The organism is Shewanella algae, from assembly GCF_009183365.2.
Taxonomy (GTDB): Bacteria; Pseudomonadota; Gammaproteobacteria; order Enterobacterales; family Shewanellaceae; genus Shewanella; species Shewanella algae.
In genome coordinates, this window is sequence record NZ_CP068230.1 from 1,426,206 (window position 1) to 1,445,826 (window position 19,621).

Here is a 19,621-nt window from a genome sequence, read left to right on the forward strand (position 1 = left end):
GTTGGCTTCATCGCTCTGTTTGCATCAAATAGGTAAATGCCCGAACAAGAGGTTTCTTTCGTGGCCAAGTCTCTCCTATTGATAACTTTCTTCTTCGGTGCCTTATTCCGAGTTTTTAGGATATCAGCAAATGCCATGTTAATTATAATTGAGGTTTTGATACATATATTTTACATTTGATTCGGCGCAGCCAAGAGGTGTGCCACTCCTGTTTTGAATAAAGGTCATTTTAAAAACACCATAATAGTAGTGAATACCGGATCTTCTAAAATGAACTGGCTGATATTGTGCGGGTGTTCGGTTAAATGTTGAAGTCGAGTCAGATATTTGGCTAAGGTCAAATCTGTTTGATTAACCTGAGGCCAAATCGACACATTTTGATATTAATGTAAATAATTTGATTAATTTGTTGTTTGGGTGTTCCTGTCGTGGTAAATAGAGGCTCGAAGAGATAAAAGCCTTATTTTACAGTCCGGTGTTTTGTTTATCTCTATCAGAACAGTGGAATAAACACCGGTAAAACACGACGTAACTACCATGACAAATCACGGATGTATCGGCCCTTGTTGGCGGCAAATCAGCAGGCGATTCCTGGCCTTGTTGCTCTCCTGTATTGGCAGTTTTATATTGGCCAGCCCATTATTGGCCGATGACACTGAACTCTATGTTTATGAGTCCTCATCGCGCAGCGGTGCCCGGCCGCAAATGCTGATCATTTTCGATAACTCAGCCAGTATGGGTAATTATGTATACGATGTGGATGAGAGTTATTCTCCCGGCGCAGGTGGTGGCGCTCTTGAGCCCAAGAAAGAATTTATTTACTTCACCAAAGGTGCTCCTGATTCAGACAATATGCCGGTTCCGGGCAAGCAGGATAAGACCTGGCGTTTTTTGCGCAGCAATAACGGCTGCCAAACGTCCTGGGAATATCTGAACAAGTATGGGATTTATACCGGTTTTGTCCGTGAATACAGTTTCTCCGGACAAAATGGCACCTGGAAAGAGTTGCCCGAAAACAATGGTGCCAATGTTACCCTGGTAGATTGTTTCGAGGATATTCAGGATGAGCGTTATGGCAATGCCGAAGGGATACCCGATGGTTTGCCGCTGGATAGTGCCGGTAACCGCAATCAAGTGATCAGCTACACCCAGGTCAGCAATGGCTCGACCGAGGCGCAGAAGAAGGCGGCTAAGGACGCGGCCGAGCGCACAGGTTTTGGCACAGGTCGTGTGGTGACCCTCTACACAGAAGATTATCTACGCTGGTACCACAGCGACAAGAAAAAGGTCACCAAGACTCGCCTGCAACTCGCCCAGGAAGCGATTCAGAACGTGATTGTGACGACTCCCGGGGTGGATTTGGGACTGGCCATATTCAACCTCAACCATGACAGGGAAGGAGTGCGTGACGGCGGGCGGATCATCTCCGGGATAAAACAGCAGAGTGCTGCCAGTAAGATAGCACTTATCGAGAGTGTCAAGGAAATCGCTTACGCCCAGAATACACCCTTGTGTGAAACCCTCTACGAGGCCTATCGTTACTTTAGTGGTCAAGGGGTGTATTTTGGAGACGATGACAGCGATTACACTTTCTACAAGAGGGACTATTGGGGGCGGGTTGTCACTGATCGTTGGGGCCGCCCCATAGTCACCCGCACCTACCTTACGGAAAATACGCCGCAAGCGGATCCGAGCATTATCAAGAATGGCATCTATGATTCACCGTTTAAAAAATGTCAGAACCAAGCCTATGTAATCTATATCACAGATGGTGAGCCGACGCTGGATAGCGCCGCTGACGGCTTGGTGCAGGGGATGACCGGGGGCAAGGATGCCTATGTGAGCCGTAATGGCAACAGTTATCTCAGTGCCCTGAGCAGCTGGATGGCCAGCAATGATGTCAACCCCAATATGGCCGGCAAACAGACGGTCAATACTTTTACCATAGGTTTCAGTGAGGGGGCGGCCAGGGCGGAAGCCTTGCTGAGAAAGACTGCTGAAAAAGGCGGCGGCCGTTACTTTGATGCCCAAAATGCCAGCAAGCTGCAGTCGGCAATCCAGTTGGTGGTCAATCAAATTCTGGAGAAGAATGCCAGTTTCACCTCGCCCTCAGTGGCCAGCAACAACTTTAACAAGGTGCAGACCTTTGACTCTGTGTACTACTCCATGTTTCTGCCCAACAAGGGCCCCCGTTGGCGTGGCAATATCAAGAAATTCAGGGTGACAGGCACAGGGGATGTGGTAGACAAAAACGGCAATCCGGCCATTGCCGACAATGGCAATATCAATACCTCGGCCTGCTCCTTCTGGAGCTCTCAGGCGGCTTGCAACGCCGGTGGTGATGGCGACGATGTCACCAAAGGTGGGGTGGCCGAGGCCCTCTATAACCAAAAGCAGCGCACTTTCTACGGCAATTTTGCTTCCAAAGGCGGTTTGTCGCCCCTGACCAAGGCCGCGGCCAGCAGTTACGCCGGTGGCGAGGCCAAGCTGGCGCAGCATATGGGAGTAGACAAAAGCCAACTGCAGGATCTGTTCGACTGGGTTATCGGCAAGGATATTGACGATGACAACCAAAACAACAGCCGCAGCGATAAGCGCCATGACCTTCTGGGCGACCCCTTGCATTCCAAACCTTTGGCCATAGATTTCGGTTCGTCCGCAAAGAACCCGGATATCCGTATTCTGGTGGGCAGTAACCACGGCATGCTGCATATGTTTCAGGACAAAGGGGACTCGGTCAATGAGAGCTGGGCCTTTATGCCTTGGGAATTTTTGCCCAATCTGGCAACGCTCAGAGCCAACGTACCTTCCGGCGTGCATTCGGTTTATGGTTTTGATGGCTCACCCGTGGCTTATATCAAGCGCAGCGGCAACAAGATGGAGAAGGCTTGGGTATTTATGGGGCTGCGGCGTGGTGGCCGTGGTTACTACGCCATGAATGTGACCAATCCGGATAAGCCTAGCTTGATGTGGCATATCAGCGCAGACTCGGCCGGCATGAGTGAGTTGGGGCAAAGCTGGGCCAAGCCTGTGGTGACCACCATTCCAGGTCAGGGTGATAAGCCGGTGCTCATCTTTGGGGCAGGGTACTCTCCGGCCAAGGATACTCTGGAGGTCGGTGGCGCCGATAGCCAGGGCCGAGGGGTGTTCATTCTGGATGCCGAAACCGGCAAGTTACTGCACAGATTTGGCCCCGGCGGTGATACTCCAATGCCGGGGCTGAGGGATAGCATTCCCAATTCGGTCGCGATTCTTGACAGCAATGGTGATGGCGTTACTGACCGTATCTATGCCACAGATACCGGGGCCAATGTTTGGCGGCTGGATATGGCTGGTGCCGACACCAAACAATGGAGTGCCTTCAAGTTTGCTTCTCTTGGCGGCAGCACAGAGAATACCGACAGGCGCTTCTTTGCCGCCCCTGTGGTGGCGCAAACCATGTTTGGCAATCTGAGCGAGAACCGTGTCACGGTCAACGGCCAGTCAAAGACGGTGATTTCGGCGCAGCAGATCCCTTACGATGCCGTGGTGGTCGGCTCCGGACTCAGGCCATCTCCATCGAACACCAGTCGCTCGGACATGTTCTTTGTTCTGCAGGACAGAAATACCCTTAGTCAGAGTTTCAAAGGCAAGGCAGTGCCTCAGGCACTGACATTAGCGGATCTTTACGATGTGACTGCCAAGGCACCGGCTTCAGAGAAAGAACATATTGCTTTTGGCCGCAAGCGCGGTTGGTATTACGACTTTACCCGCAATGGTGAAAAAAGCCTTTCCGATGCCAGTATCATCAAAGGGCGAGTTTTCTTTACCTCCTATGTACCCGGCTCGCAGACCTCCACCAACCAGTGTTTGGTTGCCGGGCAGGGCTACCTCTATGGCTTTGATCTGCACAAGGGCACCCGCAGTTACACAAAAACCTATCTGGAGATGGGAGAGAGTGTCCCGGATACACCGCAGTTGGTTGTGCCGCCCAATATCAGGAGTGATGGCACTGTGGCCGATAGCTATATGTATTTGATAGGCATTGGCAATGCCGGCGAAAAGATGGAGAAGGTGAAGCCGGATCCAGGCTGCCCATCCGGCGATCACAAGTGTGTCGGCGGCGGCCCGTCTACCAACAAGATTTATTACTATCAGGCCAACTGAGGAGCGGATGATGCACAAGCTGATGTTGTCTTTGGCCATACTCTTGAGTCTGCCCCTGGCTGCCGCACAGCCCAAGGGGCAACGTCAGGACTATAAGTGCCTAGTGGAAACAACAAGAGCGGCGCAGGAGATTATTCGGGTCTCCTGGGATCCGGCCAAGGCCGAGCTCTACCAGCGGCAGATGCCGGGAATGAAGCTGGAGCGGATAGGTAACCGCGGCAAACGCCATTATGTGCGTGAAGTGTTTGAGTGTGTGCCCAGAGAGCAGGCGTTTCGCTCGGACAGTGGCAGGCAGTTGGACGATTCTGAAGCGGGCCTGGGTTAAAGGAAATAAAAAACGGAGGCGTTTGCCTCCGTTTTTTGTACGGTTTTTCTATTACTTGGTCATCCGCTTGTACTTGAGTCTGTGCGGCTCAATCACATCGGCACCGAATTGGTTTTTCAGCCAGGCCGAGTATTCTGTGTAGTTACCTTCGTAGAAATTAACCTGACCCTCGTCTCGGTAGTCGAGGATGTGAGTACAGATACGGTCGAGGAACCAACGGTCGTGCGAGATCACCATGGCGCAGCCGGGGAATTCCAACAGCGCTTCTTCCAGTGCCCGCAGAGTTTCCACGTCCAGATCGTTGGTCGGTTCGTCGAGCAGCAACACGTTGCCGCCGGCCTGCAGCAGCTTGGCCAGATGCACCCGGTTACGTTCACCGCCGGAAAGTGAGCCGATGATCTTCTGCTGATCGCCACCACGGAAGTTGAAGCGACCGACATAGGCGCGGCTCGGGATCTCCAGATTGTTGATCCGCATTATGTCCTGACCGCCGGAGATCTCTTCCCAAACCGTGTTCTTGTCGTTCATCGAGTCACGGAACTGTTCCACAGAGGCGATTTGTACTGTATCACCTATCTCGATTTCACCGCTGTCCGGTTGCTCGGCGCCACTGAGCATTCTGAACAGGGTCGACTTACCGGCACCGTTGGCACCGATAATACCGACGATGGCGCCCTTGGGAACGCTGAAGCTTAAGTTGTCTATCAGAATGCGGTCACCATAGCTCTTGGTGAGATTACGCACCTCAATCACCTTGTCACCCAGACGAGGACCGGGCGGAATAAACAGCTCATTGGTCTCGTTGCGGCGCTGATAATCTGAGCTGTTCAGCTCTTCGAAGCGGGCCATACGGGCCTTGCCCTTGGACTGACGTCCCTTGGCACCCTGACGCACCCACTCCAATTCCTTGGCAATCGTCTTCTGGCGGGCGCTTTCGCTGGCGGCTTCCTGCTTCAGACGGGCATCTTTCTGTTCCAGCCAGGAGGAGTAGTTGCCCTGCCATGGGATACCTTCACCCCGGTCCAGTTCCAGGATCCAGCCGGCGGCATTGTCGAGGAAGTAACGGTCGTGGGTAATGGCGACCACAGTGCCTGAGTATTCCTGCAGGAAGTGCTCCAGCCAGGCAACGGATTCGGCATCCAGGTGGTTGGTCGGTTCGTCCAGCAGCAGCATCTCCGGCTTTTCCAGCAGCAGACGACAGATGGCCACCCGGCGACGTTCACCCCCGGAGAGCACCTCCACCTTGGCGTCCCATTCCGGCAGACGCAGGGCGTTGGCGGCGCGCTCGAGAATGTTGTCCAGATTGTGGGCATCCTGGGCCTGAATGATGGCTTCCAGCTCGCCTTGCTCCTTGGCCAGGGCGTCGAAGTCGGCATCCGGCTCGGCATAGGCCGCATAGACTTCATCCAGACGCTTGAGGGCGTTTTTGGCTTCGCTGACGGCTTCTTCTATGGTTTCCCGTACTGTCTTGTTGGGATCAAGCTGGGGCTCCTGGGGCAGGTAACCTATCTTGAGTCCCGGCATGGGACGGGCTTCACCTTCAATTTCTGTGTCCAGACCTGCCATGATTTTCAACAGGGTGGATTTACCCGAGCCGTTGAGACCCAGAACACCAATTTTGGCGCCGGGGAAGAAACTCAATGAAATATCTTTGAGGATCTGCTTTTTGGGCGGCACTATTTTGCCGACCCTCAGCATGCTGTATACAAACTGAGCCATATTGTTTCTCTGTTGTCCTGAACTGAGTTTTCCTAAACTGGCGGCAGTTTACCAATTTGCCAGGGCTCCTGCCAGATGCGGCCGGATAGCGGCACCATTGTTCAGCAAATGAAACATAGTCATCTGCTGACACAAGGATTTTCATCATCCTGCGACTGGGATATTTGTCACACTCAGAGTAGAATACCGCGCAACCCTACCAATAAGATTTGCCAGCTGGAGTGACAGATGCTGAAGAAAAGTATGAACATTGCCGACTATGATCCTGAGCTGTTCAAGGCGATTGAGGATGAAACCCGTCGTCAGGAAGAGCACATTGAGCTGATCGCCTCCGAAAACTACACCAGCCCCAGAGTCATGGAAGCCCAGGGCTCACAACTGACCAACAAGTATGCCGAAGGTTATCCAGGCAAGCGTTACTACGGTGGTTGTGAGTATGTCGATGTGGTGGAGACTCTGGCAATTGAGCGTGCCAAGCAGCTGTTTGGCGCTACTTACGCCAACGTTCAGCCACACTCAGGTTCACAGGCCAACAGCGCGGTTTATATGGCGTTGCTGCAACCCGGCGATACCGTACTGGGGATGAACCTGGCTCACGGTGGTCACTTGACCCACGGCTCTCCGGTTAACTTTTCCGGCAAGCTGTATAACATCATTCCTTACGGTATCGATGAGTCCGGCAAGATTGACTACAGCGAACTCGAAACGCTGGCGCTGGAACACAAGCCCAAGATGATCATTGGCGGCTTCTCGGCCTACTCAGGCATAGTTGACTGGGCCAAGCTGCGCGAAATCGCCGACAAGATTGGTGCTTACCTGTTTGTCGATATGGCACACGTGGCCGGTCTTATCGCTGCCGGTGTTTATCCTAACCCTGTGCCGCACGCCCACGTGGTGACTTCGACCACTCACAAGACGCTGGCCGGTCCCCGCGGTGGTGTGATTCTGTCGGCTGCCGACGATGAAGATCTGTACAAGAAGCTGAATTCCGCGGTATTCCCGGGCGGTCAGGGTGGTCCTCTGATGCACGTTATCGCCGGTAAAGCCGTGGCCTTCAAAGAAGCACTGGAGCCGGAATTCAAAACCTATCAGCAGCAGGTGGTCAATAACGCCAAGGCCATGGTTGAGGTGTTCCTCGAACGCGGTTACAAGATAGTTTCCGGCGGTACCAGCAACCATCTGATGCTGGTGGACCTGATTGGCCGTGAGCTGACCGGTAAAGAAGCCGACGCCGCTCTGGGCCGCGCCAACATCACAGTCAACAAGAACTCTGTGCCTAACGACCCCCGCTCACCCTTTGTGACCTCCGGGGTGCGTATCGGTACTCCGGCCATCACTCGCCGCGGTTTCAAGGAAGCCGAAGCCCGTGAACTGACCGGCTGGATCTGTGATGTGCTCGACAATGCTCACGATGACGCCGTTATCGAGCGTGTTAAGGGCCAGGTGCTGGAACTGTGCGCTCGCTTCCCTGTTTACGGTTAACCTTTTCAAGGGAATAGGATAAACTTCGATGGCCGCTGAATTCAGCGGCCATTTTTGTTTCTGCCATTTAGCAGCATCCGCTGCCGGCAACTGAGCACCAGGAGGCATAATGCATTGTCCATTTTGCAGTGCGACGGATACCAAGGTGATAGATTCCAGGCTGGTGGCAGACGGTCATCAGGTGCGCCGTCGCCGGGAATGTACTCTGTGTCATGAACGCTTTACCACCTTTGAAGGTGCCGAGCTTGTCATGCCCAGAGTGATCAAGCGCGATGGCAGCAGGCAACCGTTCGATGAGGACAAGCTGCGCGGCGGTATGCTGCGCGCCGCCGAGAAGCGTCCGGTTTCCATGGATAAGATTGAAGAGGCGATCAGCAAGATCAAGTCCACCCTCAGAGCCACAGGCGAGCGGGAAGTGACCTCGGAAATGATCGGCAATCTGATGATGGATCATCTTATTGAGCTGGATAAGGTGGCCTATATTCGCTTTGCCTCTGTGTATCGTGCCTTTGAAGATGTGTCAGAGTTTGGTGAAGCGATTGCCAAGCTGGAGAAAAAATAGGCTGTCAGTCACAGCCAACTGTTAAGTAACGGAAACCCTCATGTGGTCCAATACTGATATCGCCATGATGAGCCGCGCCATAATGCTGGCTCGCCGTGGCCGTTATACAACCCGCCCCAACCCCAATGTCGGCTGCGTCATCATAGATGCCGATGGCAAGATTGTCGGCGAAGGCTGGCACCAACGTGCCGGTGAGCCCCATGCCGAAGTACATGCCCTGAAAATGGCCGCTGACAAGGCCCGCGGTGCTACTGCCTATGTCACCCTCGAACCTTGCAGTCACTATGGTCGCACGCCGCCCTGTGCCGAAGCCTTAATTAAACATGGCCTCAAGCGGGTGGTGGTGGCAATGACAGATCCCAACCCTCAGGTGGCCGGCCAAGGTATCGGCATGCTGCAGGAGGCCGGGGTTCAGGTGCAGAGCGGTCTCTTGGCCGAACAGGCCAGAGAGTTGAATCCGGGCTTTTTATCGCGGATGGAGCGAAATCGCCCCTGGGTCACCCTCAAGCTGGCGGCGAGTCTCGATGGCAAGACGGCACTGGCCAACGGTGAGTCCAAATGGATAACCGGCCCCGAGGCGCGCCGCGACGTGCAAAGGCTCAGAGCCCGCAGTTGCGCTCTGCTCACCGGCATTGAAACCGTATTGGCCGATGACCCTTCCCTGAATGTCCGGCACGCTGAGCTTGGCAGCCTGGGTGAAACCCTCAGCGAGCAACAGCTTATTCAACCGCTGCGAGTGATACTCGACAGCAACTGCCGTATGCCGCTCGATGCCAGGCTGTTGCAAATTGCCAGCCCGGTGCTCTTGGTCAGCTGCCGTCCCTATGAGGATGAATTCCTAGCCGCTTTGCCGCCTTATGTCACCACTTTGGTGCTGGCCGGTGAAGACAACAGAGTCGATATCGCGGCGCTGATGCAACACCTGAACCAGAGCTGCAATGCGGTGTTGGTCGAAGCCGGGGCAACGCTTTGCGGCGCCTTTATTACCGCGGGGTTGGCCGATGAGATGCTGCTTTATCAAGCCCCGAAACTGCTTGGCGCCGCTGGCCGAAACCTGCTGGCCTTGCCAAACTATCAGCAGATAGCCGATACCCCGGCGATACGGGTAACTGATCAACGTAAGCTGGGCAATGATACCCGGCTTACTCTCAAGATAGGTGATTGAATGTTTACCGGAATAATTGAAGCTGTCGGTACAGTGCGGACGCTGGAGCGCCGTGGTGATGATATTCGTCTGACTGTGGCCAGCGGCAAGTTGGATCTCAGTGATGTGCGTCTGGGCGACAGCATTGCCACCAACGGCGTGTGTCTGACCGTGGTTGAACGTCTGGCGGAGGGTTATGTGGCCGATGTTTCGGCCGAAACCGTCAGTCTCACCGGCTTTGACCGCTACAGTGTCGGCACCAAAGTCAACCTGGAAAAGGCGGTCACGCCAAACACCCGCTTGGGTGGGCACTTGGTCAGTGGCCATGTGGATGGTATGGCGCGGGTCATCAGTGTGACTCCAAGGGGCAAGGCGCTGGAGTTTTGGCTCGAGGCACCCGTTGAGCTGGCCCGTTACATCGCCCATAAAGGCTCCATTACCGTCGATGGCGTCAGCCTCACAGTCAATGAGGTCGATGGCCGTAATTTCCGTCTCACCATAGTGCCGCATACCGCCAGTGAAACCACTCTGCTTGAGCTGCGCCCCGGCGATAAGGTCAATCTGGAGGTGGATCAGATAGCCCGCTATCTTGAGCGTCTGATGCAGCACAAAGAGGAAGCGCAGCCGAGCGAAGGTGTCACCCTGGCTATGCTCGCCAAGGCCGGCTTCATGCGCTAGATGTGCGCCAGCCCACTGGTTATCGCGCGCTAACAGGTTAGAATTCATTGATTACACAGAACAAGAGATAAAGGTCTTACAATGGCGCTACACAGTATCGAAGAGATCATCGAGGATATTCGTCAGGGCAAAATGGTTATCCTGATGGACGATGAGGACAGAGAAAATGAGGGCGACCTCATCATGGCGGCGGAGAAAGTCACCCCGGAAGCGATCAACTTCATGGCTCGCTTCGGCCGTGGTCTTATCTGCCAAACCATGACCAAGGCTCGCTGCCAGCAGCTGAATCTGCCGCTGATGGTCAGCAATAACAACGCCCAGTTTTCGACCAACTTCACCGTCTCCATCGAGGCCGCTGAAGGGGTGACCACAGGTATTAGCGCCCATGACCGCGCCGTGACAGTACAGGCGGCTGTGGCTAAAAATGCCACGCCGTCCGACATAGTTCAGCCCGGGCATATCTTCCCTTTGATGGCGCAGGATGGCGGAGTGCTGGTGCGCGCCGGTCATACCGAAGCCGGTTGCGATCTGGCGCGTTTGGCCGGTTTGGAACCTTCGGCTGTGATCGTGGAGATCCTTAACGAGGATGGCACCATGGCGCGCCGTCCGGATCTGGAAGTGTTCGCCAAGGAGCACGGCGTTAAGATGGGCACCATTGCCGATCTGATCAACTACCGTAATAACACAGAAACCACAGTGGTGCGTGAGGCCAAGTGCAAGCTGCCTACCCGTTTCGGCGAGTTTGAACTGCACACCTTCCGCGACACCATAGACAATCAACTGCACTTTGCCATGGTCAAGGGCGAGATTGTCGACAATATTCTGGTGCGGGTACACCTGCAAAACACCATTAATGACCTGCTGTTCTCTGAGCGTGATGAAGTGCGCAGCTGGCCGCTTGAGCAAGCCATGGCGCGGATTGCCGCCGATGGTGGCGTGCTGTTGCTGCTGGGTAACCAGGAGCCTAACGAGAGCATTATCGCCAAGGTCAAGGCTTTCGAAGCCGAAGACAAGGGTGAAGTGCCGGTGACTGCCAAATGGCAGGGAACCTCCCAAAGGGTTGGCGTAGGCTCACAGATTCTGGCGACGCTTGGTGTCAACAAAATGCGCCTGCTCAGCTCGCCCAAGCGTTATCACTCTTTGGGGGGCTTTGGCCTGGAAGTCACTGAGTATATTCCCGGCGAATGAGCCGACCAAATTAATTAACCATTTCCGAATAATTGCATAGGGCGGAGGGGTAAATTGCGTGCTATCATAGCGCCACTTTTTGCCCCCGGCCGGGTGCTTTAGCTAAGTTAGGTAAGATAATGAACATAGTTCAAGGTAATATCGAAGCAAAAAACGCCAAAGTCGCGATCGTTGTATCCCGTTTCAACAGCTTTGTGGTTGAAAGTCTGCTGGAGGGTGCCGTAGACACTCTTAAGCGTTTCGGTCAGGTAAGTGAAGACAACATCACTGTGGTACGCGTACCTGGTGCTTTCGAGCTGCCTTTGGCCGCCCGTCGTGTTGCCGCCAGTGGCAAGTTCGACGGTATCATCGCCCTGGGGGCAGTGATCCGTGGTGGTACGCCACACTTTGATTTCGTTGCAGGTGAATGCAACAAGGGTCTGGCTCAAGTGGGTCTGGAATTCGATATCCCGGTCTCTTTCGGGGTACTGACCACAGACACTATCGAACAGGCCATTGAGCGTTCCGGCACCAAGGCTGGCAACAAAGGCGGCGAAGCTGCCCTGGGTCTGCTGGAAATGGTGAACGTGCTGCAACAACTTGAGCAACAGCTGTAATACAGGAAAAAGCATGAAGCCTTCAGAGCGCCGCAGAGCCCGCCGTTTAGCGGTTCAAGCCATCTATTCATGGCAACTGAGCGGGAACAATATTGCCGATGTGGAGCACGAGTTTCTGACCGAGCAAAACATAGACGGCGTGGATGTCGCCTACTTCCGTGAACTGTTCACCGGAGCGGCAACCAAAAAGGCTCAACTGGACGAGTTAATTGCCCCCCATCTGGATCAGCGTCCCATGGAGGAGGTCGATCCTGTGGAGAAGGCCATTTTGCGTTTAGCGGCTTACGAGCTGACTTTCCGCAAGGATACGCCTTACAAAGTGGTAATCAACGAGGCTATCGAGTTGGCCAAGGCGTTCGGCGCCGAGGACAGCCACAAGTTTGTCAATGGCATATTGGACAAGCTGGTAGCTCGTCGCTGAACCAGAAAGAAATTAGACAAACGGTATCGTAAGATACCGTTTTTTCATTGGAAAACCGGGAGGCTGCGAACCAGTGGCCAAGTCAACAGTGAAAGAATTTCAACTTATCGAGCGCTATTTTCATGGTCGTGGCCAAGCGCGCAAAGATGTCCGCCTCGGCATAGGTGACGATTGTGCCCTGGTGCACCCCGCCGAACACAAATCCATTGCCATCTCCTGCGATACCTTGGTGGAAAATGTCCACTTCTTGCCGGACATGCCGGCCCAGGCATTGGGCTACAAGGCGTTGGCGGTCAACCTGTCCGATCTTGCTGCCATGGGGGCCGAGCCCGCATGGATGACCCTGGCACTGACCATGCCCAGTGTCGATGAAACTTGGCTGGAGCAATTCAGTGCAGGTTTATTTGAAGCGGCTGATTACTATGGTATTTCTCTGGTCGGAGGCGATACCACCCGCGGCCCGAGAGCCATCAATATCACGGTTCATGGCCAAGTGCCGGAGGGCAAGGCGCTCACCCGTAGCGGTGCCCGCGCCGGTGATTGGATTTATGTCACAGGTTCCCTGGGGGATTCAGCCCTGGGGCTGGATATTATCCGCGGTGAATTGAAGGCGAGGGCAGAGCACAAGGAATATCTGGTTAACCGCCATTATCATCCTTCCCCCAGAGTCCTGGCCGGTCAATCCCTGAGAGGCTTGGCATCGAGCGCCATAGATCTCTCAGATGGCTTGCTGTCGGATATCAAGCATATCCTCAAGGCATCGGCCGTCGGTGCGGTTCTCGAAGTGGATAAGCTGCCGCTGTCCCAGGCGATGAAAGATACTGTCACAGCGGATGCGGCACTCGACTATGCCCTCTGTGGCGGCGAAGACTATGAGTTGCTGTTCACTGTGCCGGAAGCGCAGCGCGGCGCGCTGGAAACCGCCTTGGGCCATGCCGGAGTCAAGTTCTATCAAGTCGGCCAGATACTTGCCGGTAATCAACTCAGGCTGCAATATCATGGCGAGGTATTCGAGCCGCAACAGACAGGATTTGAGCATTTTTAGATGAAGTGGTTTGCTCATGACGAGGCGCTCGCAAGGGTCAGCCTCAAGAACCCGGTGCATTTTCTGGCACTCGGTTTTGGCTCCGGCCTCGCGGCCAAGGCGCCGGGGACCTTTGGAACCTTGGCAGCCGTGCCTGTATATCTGTTGCTGTCCCAGTTCAGTTTGGGGGTGTATATTGCCGTGACGCTGCTGGCCTGTATCGGTGGCATCTATCTGTGCGGCAAGACTTCCAAAGATATGGGGGTGCACGATCACGGCGCCATAGTTTGGGATGAAGTAGCAGGGTTACTGATCACCATGATTGCAGCGCCCGCCGGTGTACTCTGGTTGCTGCTGGGCTTTGTGTTGTTCCGCATTTTCGATATCTTCAAGCCCTGGCCCATTCGGGTGCTGGATGCCAAGGTACATGGCGGTCTTGGCATTATGGCCGATGATATTCTGGCCGGTATCTTCTCAATGCTATCACTGCAGGCGATTGTTTGGGCGGTAGGCTGAAACAGCCTTGAGCTGAAACGTATAAGCCTTGAGCTGAAATATATAAGCCTTGTGGTGGGTTTCAATCTCTTGATTCCTGCCGTTGACTCAGCATATCCGCTAACCCTCATTGAATACCAGGCGCCGTTGATTCGGCGCCTTTTTCATTGGTCTCTCCTTCTGCTCATATCTACCGGCTCGGTTTAAGGCCGTCACATGAGTGCTTTATGCCTAATCCCCAAAGCCGACTATCCTTAAGGTATGGGGAAACCCACCCGGGGGCGTTATGAAAGGCTGGCCGGCCAATACTTTGTTCCGGCGCTGCGGCTGTGTAGGACTCTTGGCTCTGTTGTGGATCTTGCCTGGCTTAGGTGCAGACCACGTCCGGCCAAAGCCTTACTCCCCGGCCGCAGCGCCGACCATTACCCTGCTCAGTGTCAAAGGAGCCATAGGGCCCGGTGTCAGCGACTATCTGATCCGGGGGATAGAGAGTGCAGCTGCAACCCCAGGCAGTCAGTTGGTGTTGATCACTCTGGATACCCCCGGAGGCCTGGTATCCAGCCTGCGGGATATCAATCAAGCGATTCTCGGCTCCAGGGTGCCGGTTGCCTGCCTGGTCTATCCATCCGGTGCCCGCGCAGCCAGCGCCGGGACTTACATCTTATATGCCTGTCATATCGCCGCCATGGCGAGTGCCACCAGTCTTGGGGCGGCCACCCCTGTGCAACTGGGTCCCATGGGAAATGAACCACCGGAGCCCAAGCCGTCCGATAATGAAGCCGAAAAACCTGTGGGTGACAGCAACAGTCAAAAACTTGAGCGCAAGCAGCTCAATGATGCCATTGCTTATATTCGGGCACTGGCGGAGCTGCGTCAGCGTAATGTCGAGTGGGCCGAGAAGGCGGTACGTGATGCGGCAACCCTGACGGCCTCGGAAGCGCTGGAGGCCAATGTTATCGACTATATCGCCGATACGCCGCAGCAACTCCTGGCCATACTTGATGGCAAGTCGGTAGCCATGCCAGGTGGTGCTCGGATACTCAAAACCGAAAACGCCATAGTGCTGGATCGCAGCCCGGATTGGCGTGCCCGTTTCATCAATCTGCTCACCAACCCCAATATCGCTTACATACTGATGTTATTGGGGATCTACGGTTTGCTGCTGGAGTTTTACAGTCCTGGCGCCATGTTGCCCGGCGTAATAGGGGGGATCTGTCTGCTGTTGGCCTTGTATGCCTTCCAGCTGCTCCCCATCAGCTATGCCGGTGGCGGTTTATTGCTCTTGGGAATTACTTTGCTGCTCGCCGAGGCCATGCTGCCGAGCTTTGGGATTTTGGGATTCGGCGGCCTGGCCGCCTTTGTGCTGGGGTCGGTATTTTTGGTGGACAGTGAAGTTGAAGCCTTTCGTATCGCCTGGCCTGTGATAGCCCTGGTCAGCGTCGTGAGCCTGCTGTTTTTACTGCTACTGATCAGCTTTGTGTTCAAGACTCGCAAATTGTCCGGAGTGGCCGGCGCCGAGGGGATGGTAGGGGAATATGCCAGGGTGATAGAGGGTTTTCCCGGGCGCGGCCGGGTGCATTTTATGGGAGAAGATTGGCAAGGTGACAGCGAACAGGCCTTGAGCCCCGGGCAACGGGTGCGGGTTTTGGGCCTTAAGGGGCTGGTACTCAAGCTGGCTGAGGTGAAAAGTGGTGATATCGAGCTGACTGAAAATCAACGCAGAGGAGACTGACATGGGCGAAGCTATCAGCGGTAGTTTGAATATTTCCTTTGGGGTGTTATTGGTGCTGTTTGCGGCCTTGCTTATCAGCATGTTCCGCATCCTCAGAGAGTATGAACGTGGGGTGATTTTCTTTCTCGGGCGTTTTTACCGGGTCAAGGGGCCTGGGCTTATCATACTGATCCCTGTGGTGCAGCAGATGGTGCGGGTGGATCTTCGAACCATAGTGATGGATGTGCCCTCTCAGGATGTGATCAGCCGTGATAATGTCTCGGTGCGGGTCAATGCCGTGCTCTATTTTCGGGTAGTCGACCCGCAAAAGGCGATTATCAATGTGGAGAACTTCCTCGCCGCCACCAGTCAACTGGCACAGACCACCCTGAGATCCGTGCTCGGTCAGCATGAGCTGGACGAGATGTTGGCCAACAGGGAGATGCTCAATGCCGACATTCAAAGGATCCTCGACTCCCACACAGATGCCTGGGGCATCAAGGTGGCCAATGTGGAAATCAAGCACGTGGATCTCAATGAAAGTATGATCCGCGCTATTGCCCGTCAGGCCGAGGCGGAGCGGGAGCGGCGGGCCAAGGTGATCCATGCTCTGGGGGAGATGGAAGCCTCGGAAAAACTGGTGGAAGCGGCGCAGACGCTGGGGAAAGAACCCAATGCCATCATGCTGCGCTATCTGCATACCCTGACGGAAGTGGCGGCGGAAAACAATTCGACTATCCTGTTTCCGCTGCCGCTTGAGTTACTGAGTAAATTAAACGGTGCATTTAAAGATTTAACCGAAAAATCAAAAAACTAGCCCGAGAGCTGTTTAAAATACCAGCTATTTACAATAGGTTTATATATTGTTACTTTGAGCAGTTATTGGCGTTTGTGATTTGCTCGGTAGTAGGCCCGCCGAGTCAGTGACTTGAAGTCACCAAGCGCCGATTATCCATAAAAGTGCTAGATACTCAGTGTTAAGGAAGACGCGCCATGTTCAACTTCTCGCAATCTACTAAATCTATCCCTGTTTCAGTATCCAAACTGTCGCTATTGCTCCTGCCTCTTATATTCGGTACTGCCCAAGCCGGGTTGGATGAAAGTTATCAGGCCTATCAACAAGCGTTGGAAAAGGGTGACAAGGCTCAGATAATTAGTACTGCCGAGCAGGCCTATGCCGACGGTAAAGCCAAATTGGGTGCAACCGATAGGACGACTTTGGCGTTGTCGATGAATCTGGCCAAGGCGCTGCAACAGCCGCGTAATCTGATGTTGGATGAGCAGGGAATTGCCAATCAGCAAAGGAGCAAAGTCTTATATCAGCAAGCGTTGCAAAGCTATCAAGCGCTGTATGGCGAACAGGCCTTGGAAGTGCTCGACCCTATGATGGGGCTTGCGCACAGCAGCAATCCCAAAGAGGCGGCTAAGCTTTACCAGCAGGCCATAGCCTTGGCTGATGGAAAAAATGACCGGCTGCTGTCCGCCGCAGTGCGTCTCGAAGCTTTTAACGATCTCGTTGTGACTGAGGTTTATGACCGCGAGGCTCGGGCCTATGCCCTCGATGCCCAGAAGATTTACCACGAACTTGCACCAAAGGATTCATTGCAGCGGGTCAATGCCGATACAGCTGTGGCAGCCATCTATCTGGCGGAGCAAAAGTACGTCAAGGCCGAACCTCTGTTGCTGGAAGTGATAGAGCAGCTCAAGGTATTACCCTTTGATGTGCCTGTCGCGCTGTCGGCTCATGCCTATCTGGTCGAACTTTATTCCCGCAATGGAGAAGAAGACAAAGCGACTCAACACTGTCAGGCGATAGGCAATATGCGCCCCTGGAGTGTGGATCAGGAGCAGCGGCCCTTGTTTCGTGCCGTGCCCGGTTATCCAATTCAGTACGCCAGGATGAGCCGAGAAGGTTGGGTCAACGTGGAAGTGACTGTAAACGAACAGGGCTTTGTCAGCCATGTGGAAGTGCTGGATTCCAAGGGTGGCAAGCAGTTTGAAACCGAAACCGTCAAAGCCGTGTCAAAGTGGCGTTATGCACCCAAGTTTGTCGATGGTAAGCCCGTTAGTGCCAAGACGTGGTCAAAGATTTCCTTCACGCTTTAAGGCCGCAGAGCTGATTGTAACCCAATAAAAACGCCGGCAGTTGCCGGCGTTTTTGTCATCCTCATCCTGAGTTAGATAAGGAAGACATTCAGGCTACAGGCGCCGTGGGCACCAACCACCAGGGCCTGCTCAATGTCAGCCGTCTTGGATGGGCCGGCAATAAACACCCCAAACTCACCCGAGTCCAAGATTATCTTGTCGGCCGCTTCATGCATGTTGGCGACAATGGCATCGGCTTCCAGTACCAGGAACAGGTTCTCACAGATAAAGGGCGTGATCCTGTGGGACAGAGATTTCTGACTGACCCAGATGGCACCATTTTCGGCAACACCCACTTGACCCTTGATCACGGCATAATCGATATCACGCAGATCATGGCTGTCAGCGGGCACTTCACGGTTACCTGTTACCCCTTCCACCTGAGAAATCACTTGCTTGCCTTCGGCAATCAAGGCATCGACCTGCTGCTGCAGCTCGGTAAAACCACCACGCTTATGCAGCTTGCCGGCAACGGTTCCCAGATTGGTTTCAAACTGACCAATCAGGTCATCCAGTCGGGGGGCCACATCTATGGCCGGCATATTGTGTCCTTCAAGTGCACAGGACTTGAGGGCATCCAAAATAAGAGATTTGCTGGACATCTGATTAGCTCCTGTTTTTCTTGAACCAGGCCTCGAAACTGGAGGCGGGTGCCTTGGGCAGTTCACGGTACTTACCCCAGGCGCCGGAGAACGGCTTGAGCAGGCTGCCGGGCAGTATTCTCAAGCCCAGTCTTGCCATACTCATGGAGCAGTTCAGCATAGTGGTGCTGGCCATAAACTTACCGACCAAAGGCATATAACTGCCTTTGCCATATGGCAGTTGACCCGACTCGGCCTTGAGGCGACGCTGACGGAAGATGATCTTGTCCAATGGCACCTTGGTGGGGCACACATAGGAGCAAGAGCCGCACAGGGTACAAGCCCAGGCGATGGAGTTGGTGTCATCGTGCTGGGCGCCTACGGCGATGCCAATTGGGCCCGGGATGGTGTAGTTGTAGCTGTAGCCACCACTGCGACGATATACAGGGCAGGTGTTCAGACAGCCACCGCAGCGAATACACTTGAGCGACTCGGCAAGGATCTTGTCCTTGAGCATCTCGGTGCGGCCGTTGTCCACTATGATGACATGCATCTCGCCACCGGCTTGTGGGCCGCGGTAGAAGCTGGAGTAGGTGGTTACCGGTTGGCCCGTGGCGTTACGGGCCAGGGTGCGCAGATAAACCGAGGCACTTTCCACTGAAGGTACCAGCTTGTCTATCCCCATGGAGTGCAGTTGCAGTTTGGGAAGGTTACAGCCCATATCTGCGTTGCCTTCGTTGGTGCAGACCACTACCGCACCTTTGTCGGCGATAGCCATGTTCACCCCAGTCATGGCTGCATCGGCACTGAGGAATTGCTCACGCAGATGGGCTCGGGCGGCACGGGTCAGGTAAGTTGGGTCGCTGGCGCCGGCTTCTGTGCCCAGTTTTTCATGGAACAACTCGCCCACTTCCTCTTTCTTGAGGTGAATGGCGGGAACCACAATATGTGAAGGTGGCTGCTTTTTCAGCTGAATGATACGTTCACCCAGGTCAGTGTCTATAACCTCTATGCCCTTGCTCTCGAGAAAGGGGTTGAGGTGGCACTCTTCGGTGAGCATGGACTTGGACTTCACCAGTTTCTTCACCTGATGGCGGGCCAGAATCTCATGCACTATACGGTTATGCTCGGCGCCGTCTTTGGCCCAATGCACTTGAATGCCGTTCTGGATACAGTTGGCTTCGAACTCTTCCAGATACTTGGCCAGATTGGTCAGGGTATGCAACTTGATAGCCGAACCCAGATCCCTCAGCTGTTCCCACTCGGGCAGGCTGCCGGCGGCGCGGTCGCGTTTTTCCCGCAACACCCACAGGGCTTTGGAATGCCAATCGACTCTGGACTCATCACGGCAGAAGATCTCTGCCTGGCTGGCGTGGGCGTTGGCCCCTTGTGTCTGTGACATGG

The 19,621-nt window shown here is 54.3% G+C and carries 17 protein-coding genes; 14 read left to right on the forward strand and 3 right to left on the reverse strand.

What is annotated here, in order from left to right:
- Positions 1-537: 537 nt before the first annotated feature.
- Both E1N14_RS06425 and E1N14_RS06430 read left to right on the forward strand, forming a co-directional pair.
- On the forward strand, positions 538-4,146 hold the full coding sequence (locus E1N14_RS06425; protein WP_082813089.1) for a pilus assembly protein: 3,609 nt from the start codon (positions 538-540) through the stop codon (positions 4,144-4,146).
- A 7-nt stretch (positions 4,147-4,153) separates the two neighbouring features.
- Positions 4,154-4,471 (forward strand): TapY2 family type IVa secretion system protein, encoded by a 318-nt coding sequence (locus E1N14_RS06430; protein WP_152134878.1) that lies wholly within the window; start codon positions 4,154-4,156, stop codon positions 4,469-4,471.
- Between the two features lie 51 nt (positions 4,472-4,522).
- Here E1N14_RS06430 and ettA read toward each other — a convergent pair whose 3' ends face one another.
- Positions 4,523-6,190: an energy-dependent translational throttle protein EttA gene (gene ettA / locus E1N14_RS06435; RefSeq protein ID WP_025887609.1), complete on the reverse strand. Its 1,668-nt coding sequence runs from the start codon at positions 6,188-6,190 to the stop codon at positions 4,523-4,525.
- A gap of 228 nt (positions 6,191-6,418) precedes the next feature.
- Between ettA and glyA the strand changes: the two genes are divergently transcribed.
- The 12 genes from glyA to E1N14_RS06495 all read left to right on the forward strand — a co-directional run bounded on the left by glyA (position 6,419) and on the right by E1N14_RS06495 (position 17,597).
- On the forward strand, positions 6,419-7,672 hold the full coding sequence (gene glyA / locus E1N14_RS06440) for a serine hydroxymethyltransferase (RefSeq protein WP_025009435.1): 1,254 nt from the start codon (positions 6,419-6,421) through the stop codon (positions 7,670-7,672).
- A 109-nt stretch (positions 7,673-7,781) separates the two neighbouring features.
- Positions 7,782-8,234 (forward strand): transcriptional regulator NrdR, encoded by a 453-nt coding sequence (gene nrdR, locus E1N14_RS06445; protein ID WP_025009434.1) that lies wholly within the window; start codon positions 7,782-7,784, stop codon positions 8,232-8,234.
- Between the two features lie 40 nt (positions 8,235-8,274).
- The gene (gene ribD / locus E1N14_RS06450) at positions 8,275-9,399 is read left to right on the forward strand and encodes a bifunctional diaminohydroxyphosphoribosylaminopyrimidine deaminase/5-amino-6-(5-phosphoribosylamino)uracil reductase RibD (RefSeq protein WP_025009433.1); all 1,125 of its coding nucleotides are present in this window, start codon (positions 8,275-8,277) and stop codon (positions 9,397-9,399) included.
- A complete protein-coding gene (locus E1N14_RS06455) occupies positions 9,400-10,056 on the forward strand; it encodes a riboflavin synthase (protein WP_062793311.1) in 657 nt (218 codons plus the stop codon).
- A gap of 81 nt (positions 10,057-10,137) precedes the next feature.
- A complete protein-coding gene (gene ribBA, locus E1N14_RS06460; protein ID WP_025009432.1) occupies positions 10,138-11,244 on the forward strand; it encodes a bifunctional 3,4-dihydroxy-2-butanone-4-phosphate synthase/GTP cyclohydrolase II in 1,107 nt (368 codons plus the stop codon).
- A 119-nt stretch (positions 11,245-11,363) separates the two neighbouring features.
- The gene (gene ribH / locus E1N14_RS06465) at positions 11,364-11,840 is read left to right on the forward strand and encodes a 6,7-dimethyl-8-ribityllumazine synthase (RefSeq protein ID WP_025009431.1); all 477 of its coding nucleotides are present in this window, start codon (positions 11,364-11,366) and stop codon (positions 11,838-11,840) included.
- A gap of 13 nt (positions 11,841-11,853) precedes the next feature.
- Positions 11,854-12,261 carry a transcription antitermination factor NusB gene (gene nusB, locus E1N14_RS06470; RefSeq protein ID WP_025009430.1) on the forward strand — a complete coding sequence of 136 codons (408 nt, stop codon included), beginning with the start codon at positions 11,854-11,856 and terminating at the stop codon, positions 12,259-12,261.
- Positions 12,262-12,349: 88 nt separating this feature from the next.
- Positions 12,350-13,306 carry a thiamine-phosphate kinase gene (gene thiL / locus E1N14_RS06475; RefSeq protein WP_062793321.1) on the forward strand — a complete coding sequence of 319 codons (957 nt, stop codon included), beginning with the start codon at positions 12,350-12,352 and terminating at the stop codon, positions 13,304-13,306.
- Positions 13,307-13,801, forward strand: a complete 495-nt coding sequence (locus tag E1N14_RS06480) for a phosphatidylglycerophosphatase A family protein (RefSeq protein WP_025009429.1) — start codon at positions 13,307-13,309, stop codon at positions 13,799-13,801.
- Positions 13,802-14,066: 265 nt separating this feature from the next.
- The gene (locus tag E1N14_RS06485; protein WP_025009428.1) at positions 14,067-15,512 is read left to right on the forward strand and encodes an NfeD family protein; all 1,446 of its coding nucleotides are present in this window, start codon (positions 14,067-14,069) and stop codon (positions 15,510-15,512) included.
- A 1-nt stretch (position 15,513) separates the two neighbouring features.
- A complete protein-coding gene (locus E1N14_RS06490; RefSeq protein ID WP_025009427.1) occupies positions 15,514-16,308 on the forward strand; it encodes a slipin family protein in 795 nt (264 codons plus the stop codon).
- A gap of 176 nt (positions 16,309-16,484) precedes the next feature.
- Positions 16,485-17,597 carry an energy transducer TonB gene (locus E1N14_RS06495; protein WP_025009426.1) on the forward strand — a complete coding sequence of 371 codons (1,113 nt, stop codon included), beginning with the start codon at positions 16,485-16,487 and terminating at the stop codon, positions 17,595-17,597.
- Positions 17,598-17,668: 71 nt separating this feature from the next.
- Here the strand turns inward: E1N14_RS06495 and E1N14_RS06500 are convergent, their stop codons facing one another.
- Both E1N14_RS06500 and E1N14_RS06505 read right to left on the reverse strand, forming a co-directional pair.
- On the reverse strand, positions 17,669-18,238 hold the full coding sequence (locus E1N14_RS06500; RefSeq protein WP_025009425.1) for a LutC/YkgG family protein: 570 nt from the start codon (positions 18,236-18,238) through the stop codon (positions 17,669-17,671).
- 4 nt (positions 18,239-18,242) lie between these two features.
- Positions 18,243-19,619: a lactate utilization protein B gene (locus E1N14_RS06505; RefSeq protein WP_062793310.1), complete on the reverse strand. Its 1,377-nt coding sequence runs from the start codon at positions 19,617-19,619 to the stop codon at positions 18,243-18,245.
- Between the last annotated feature and the right edge of the window lie 2 nt (positions 19,620-19,621).

Bases quoted from the DNA above. Each gene is read 5' to 3' on its own strand.
- E1N14_RS06425 (WP_082813089.1), top strand. From the start codon at position 538: ATGACAAATCACGGATGTATCGGCCCTTGTTGGCGGCAAATCAGCAGG.
- E1N14_RS06430 (WP_152134878.1), top strand. From the start codon at position 4,154: ATGATGCACAAGCTGATGTTGTCTTTGGCCATACTCTTGAGTCTGCCC.
- ettA (WP_025887609.1), bottom strand. From the start codon at position 6,190: ATGGCTCAGTTTGTATACAGCATGCTGAGGGTCGGCAAAATAGTGCCG.
- glyA (WP_025009435.1), top strand. From the start codon at position 6,419: ATGCTGAAGAAAAGTATGAACATTGCCGACTATGATCCTGAGCTGTTC.
- nrdR (WP_025009434.1), top strand. From the start codon at position 7,782: ATGCATTGTCCATTTTGCAGTGCGACGGATACCAAGGTGATAGATTCC.
- ribD (WP_025009433.1), top strand. From the start codon at position 8,275: ATGTGGTCCAATACTGATATCGCCATGATGAGCCGCGCCATAATGCTG.
- E1N14_RS06455 (WP_062793311.1), top strand. From the start codon at position 9,400: ATGTTTACCGGAATAATTGAAGCTGTCGGTACAGTGCGGACGCTGGAG.
- ribBA (WP_025009432.1), top strand. From the start codon at position 10,138: ATGGCGCTACACAGTATCGAAGAGATCATCGAGGATATTCGTCAGGGC.
- ribH (WP_025009431.1), top strand. From the start codon at position 11,364: ATGAACATAGTTCAAGGTAATATCGAAGCAAAAAACGCCAAAGTCGCG.
- nusB (WP_025009430.1), top strand. From the start codon at position 11,854: ATGAAGCCTTCAGAGCGCCGCAGAGCCCGCCGTTTAGCGGTTCAAGCC.
- E1N14_RS06480 (WP_025009429.1), top strand. From the start codon at position 13,307: ATGAAGTGGTTTGCTCATGACGAGGCGCTCGCAAGGGTCAGCCTCAAG.
- E1N14_RS06485 (WP_025009428.1), top strand. From the start codon at position 14,067: ATGAAAGGCTGGCCGGCCAATACTTTGTTCCGGCGCTGCGGCTGTGTA.
- E1N14_RS06490 (WP_025009427.1), top strand. From the start codon at position 15,514: ATGGGCGAAGCTATCAGCGGTAGTTTGAATATTTCCTTTGGGGTGTTA.
- E1N14_RS06495 (WP_025009426.1), top strand. From the start codon at position 16,485: ATGTTCAACTTCTCGCAATCTACTAAATCTATCCCTGTTTCAGTATCC.
- E1N14_RS06500 (WP_025009425.1), bottom strand. From the start codon at position 18,238: ATGTCCAGCAAATCTCTTATTTTGGATGCCCTCAAGTCCTGTGCACTT.
- E1N14_RS06505 (WP_062793310.1), bottom strand. From the start codon at position 19,619: ATGTCACAGACACAAGGGGCCAACGCCCACGCCAGCCAGGCAGAGATC.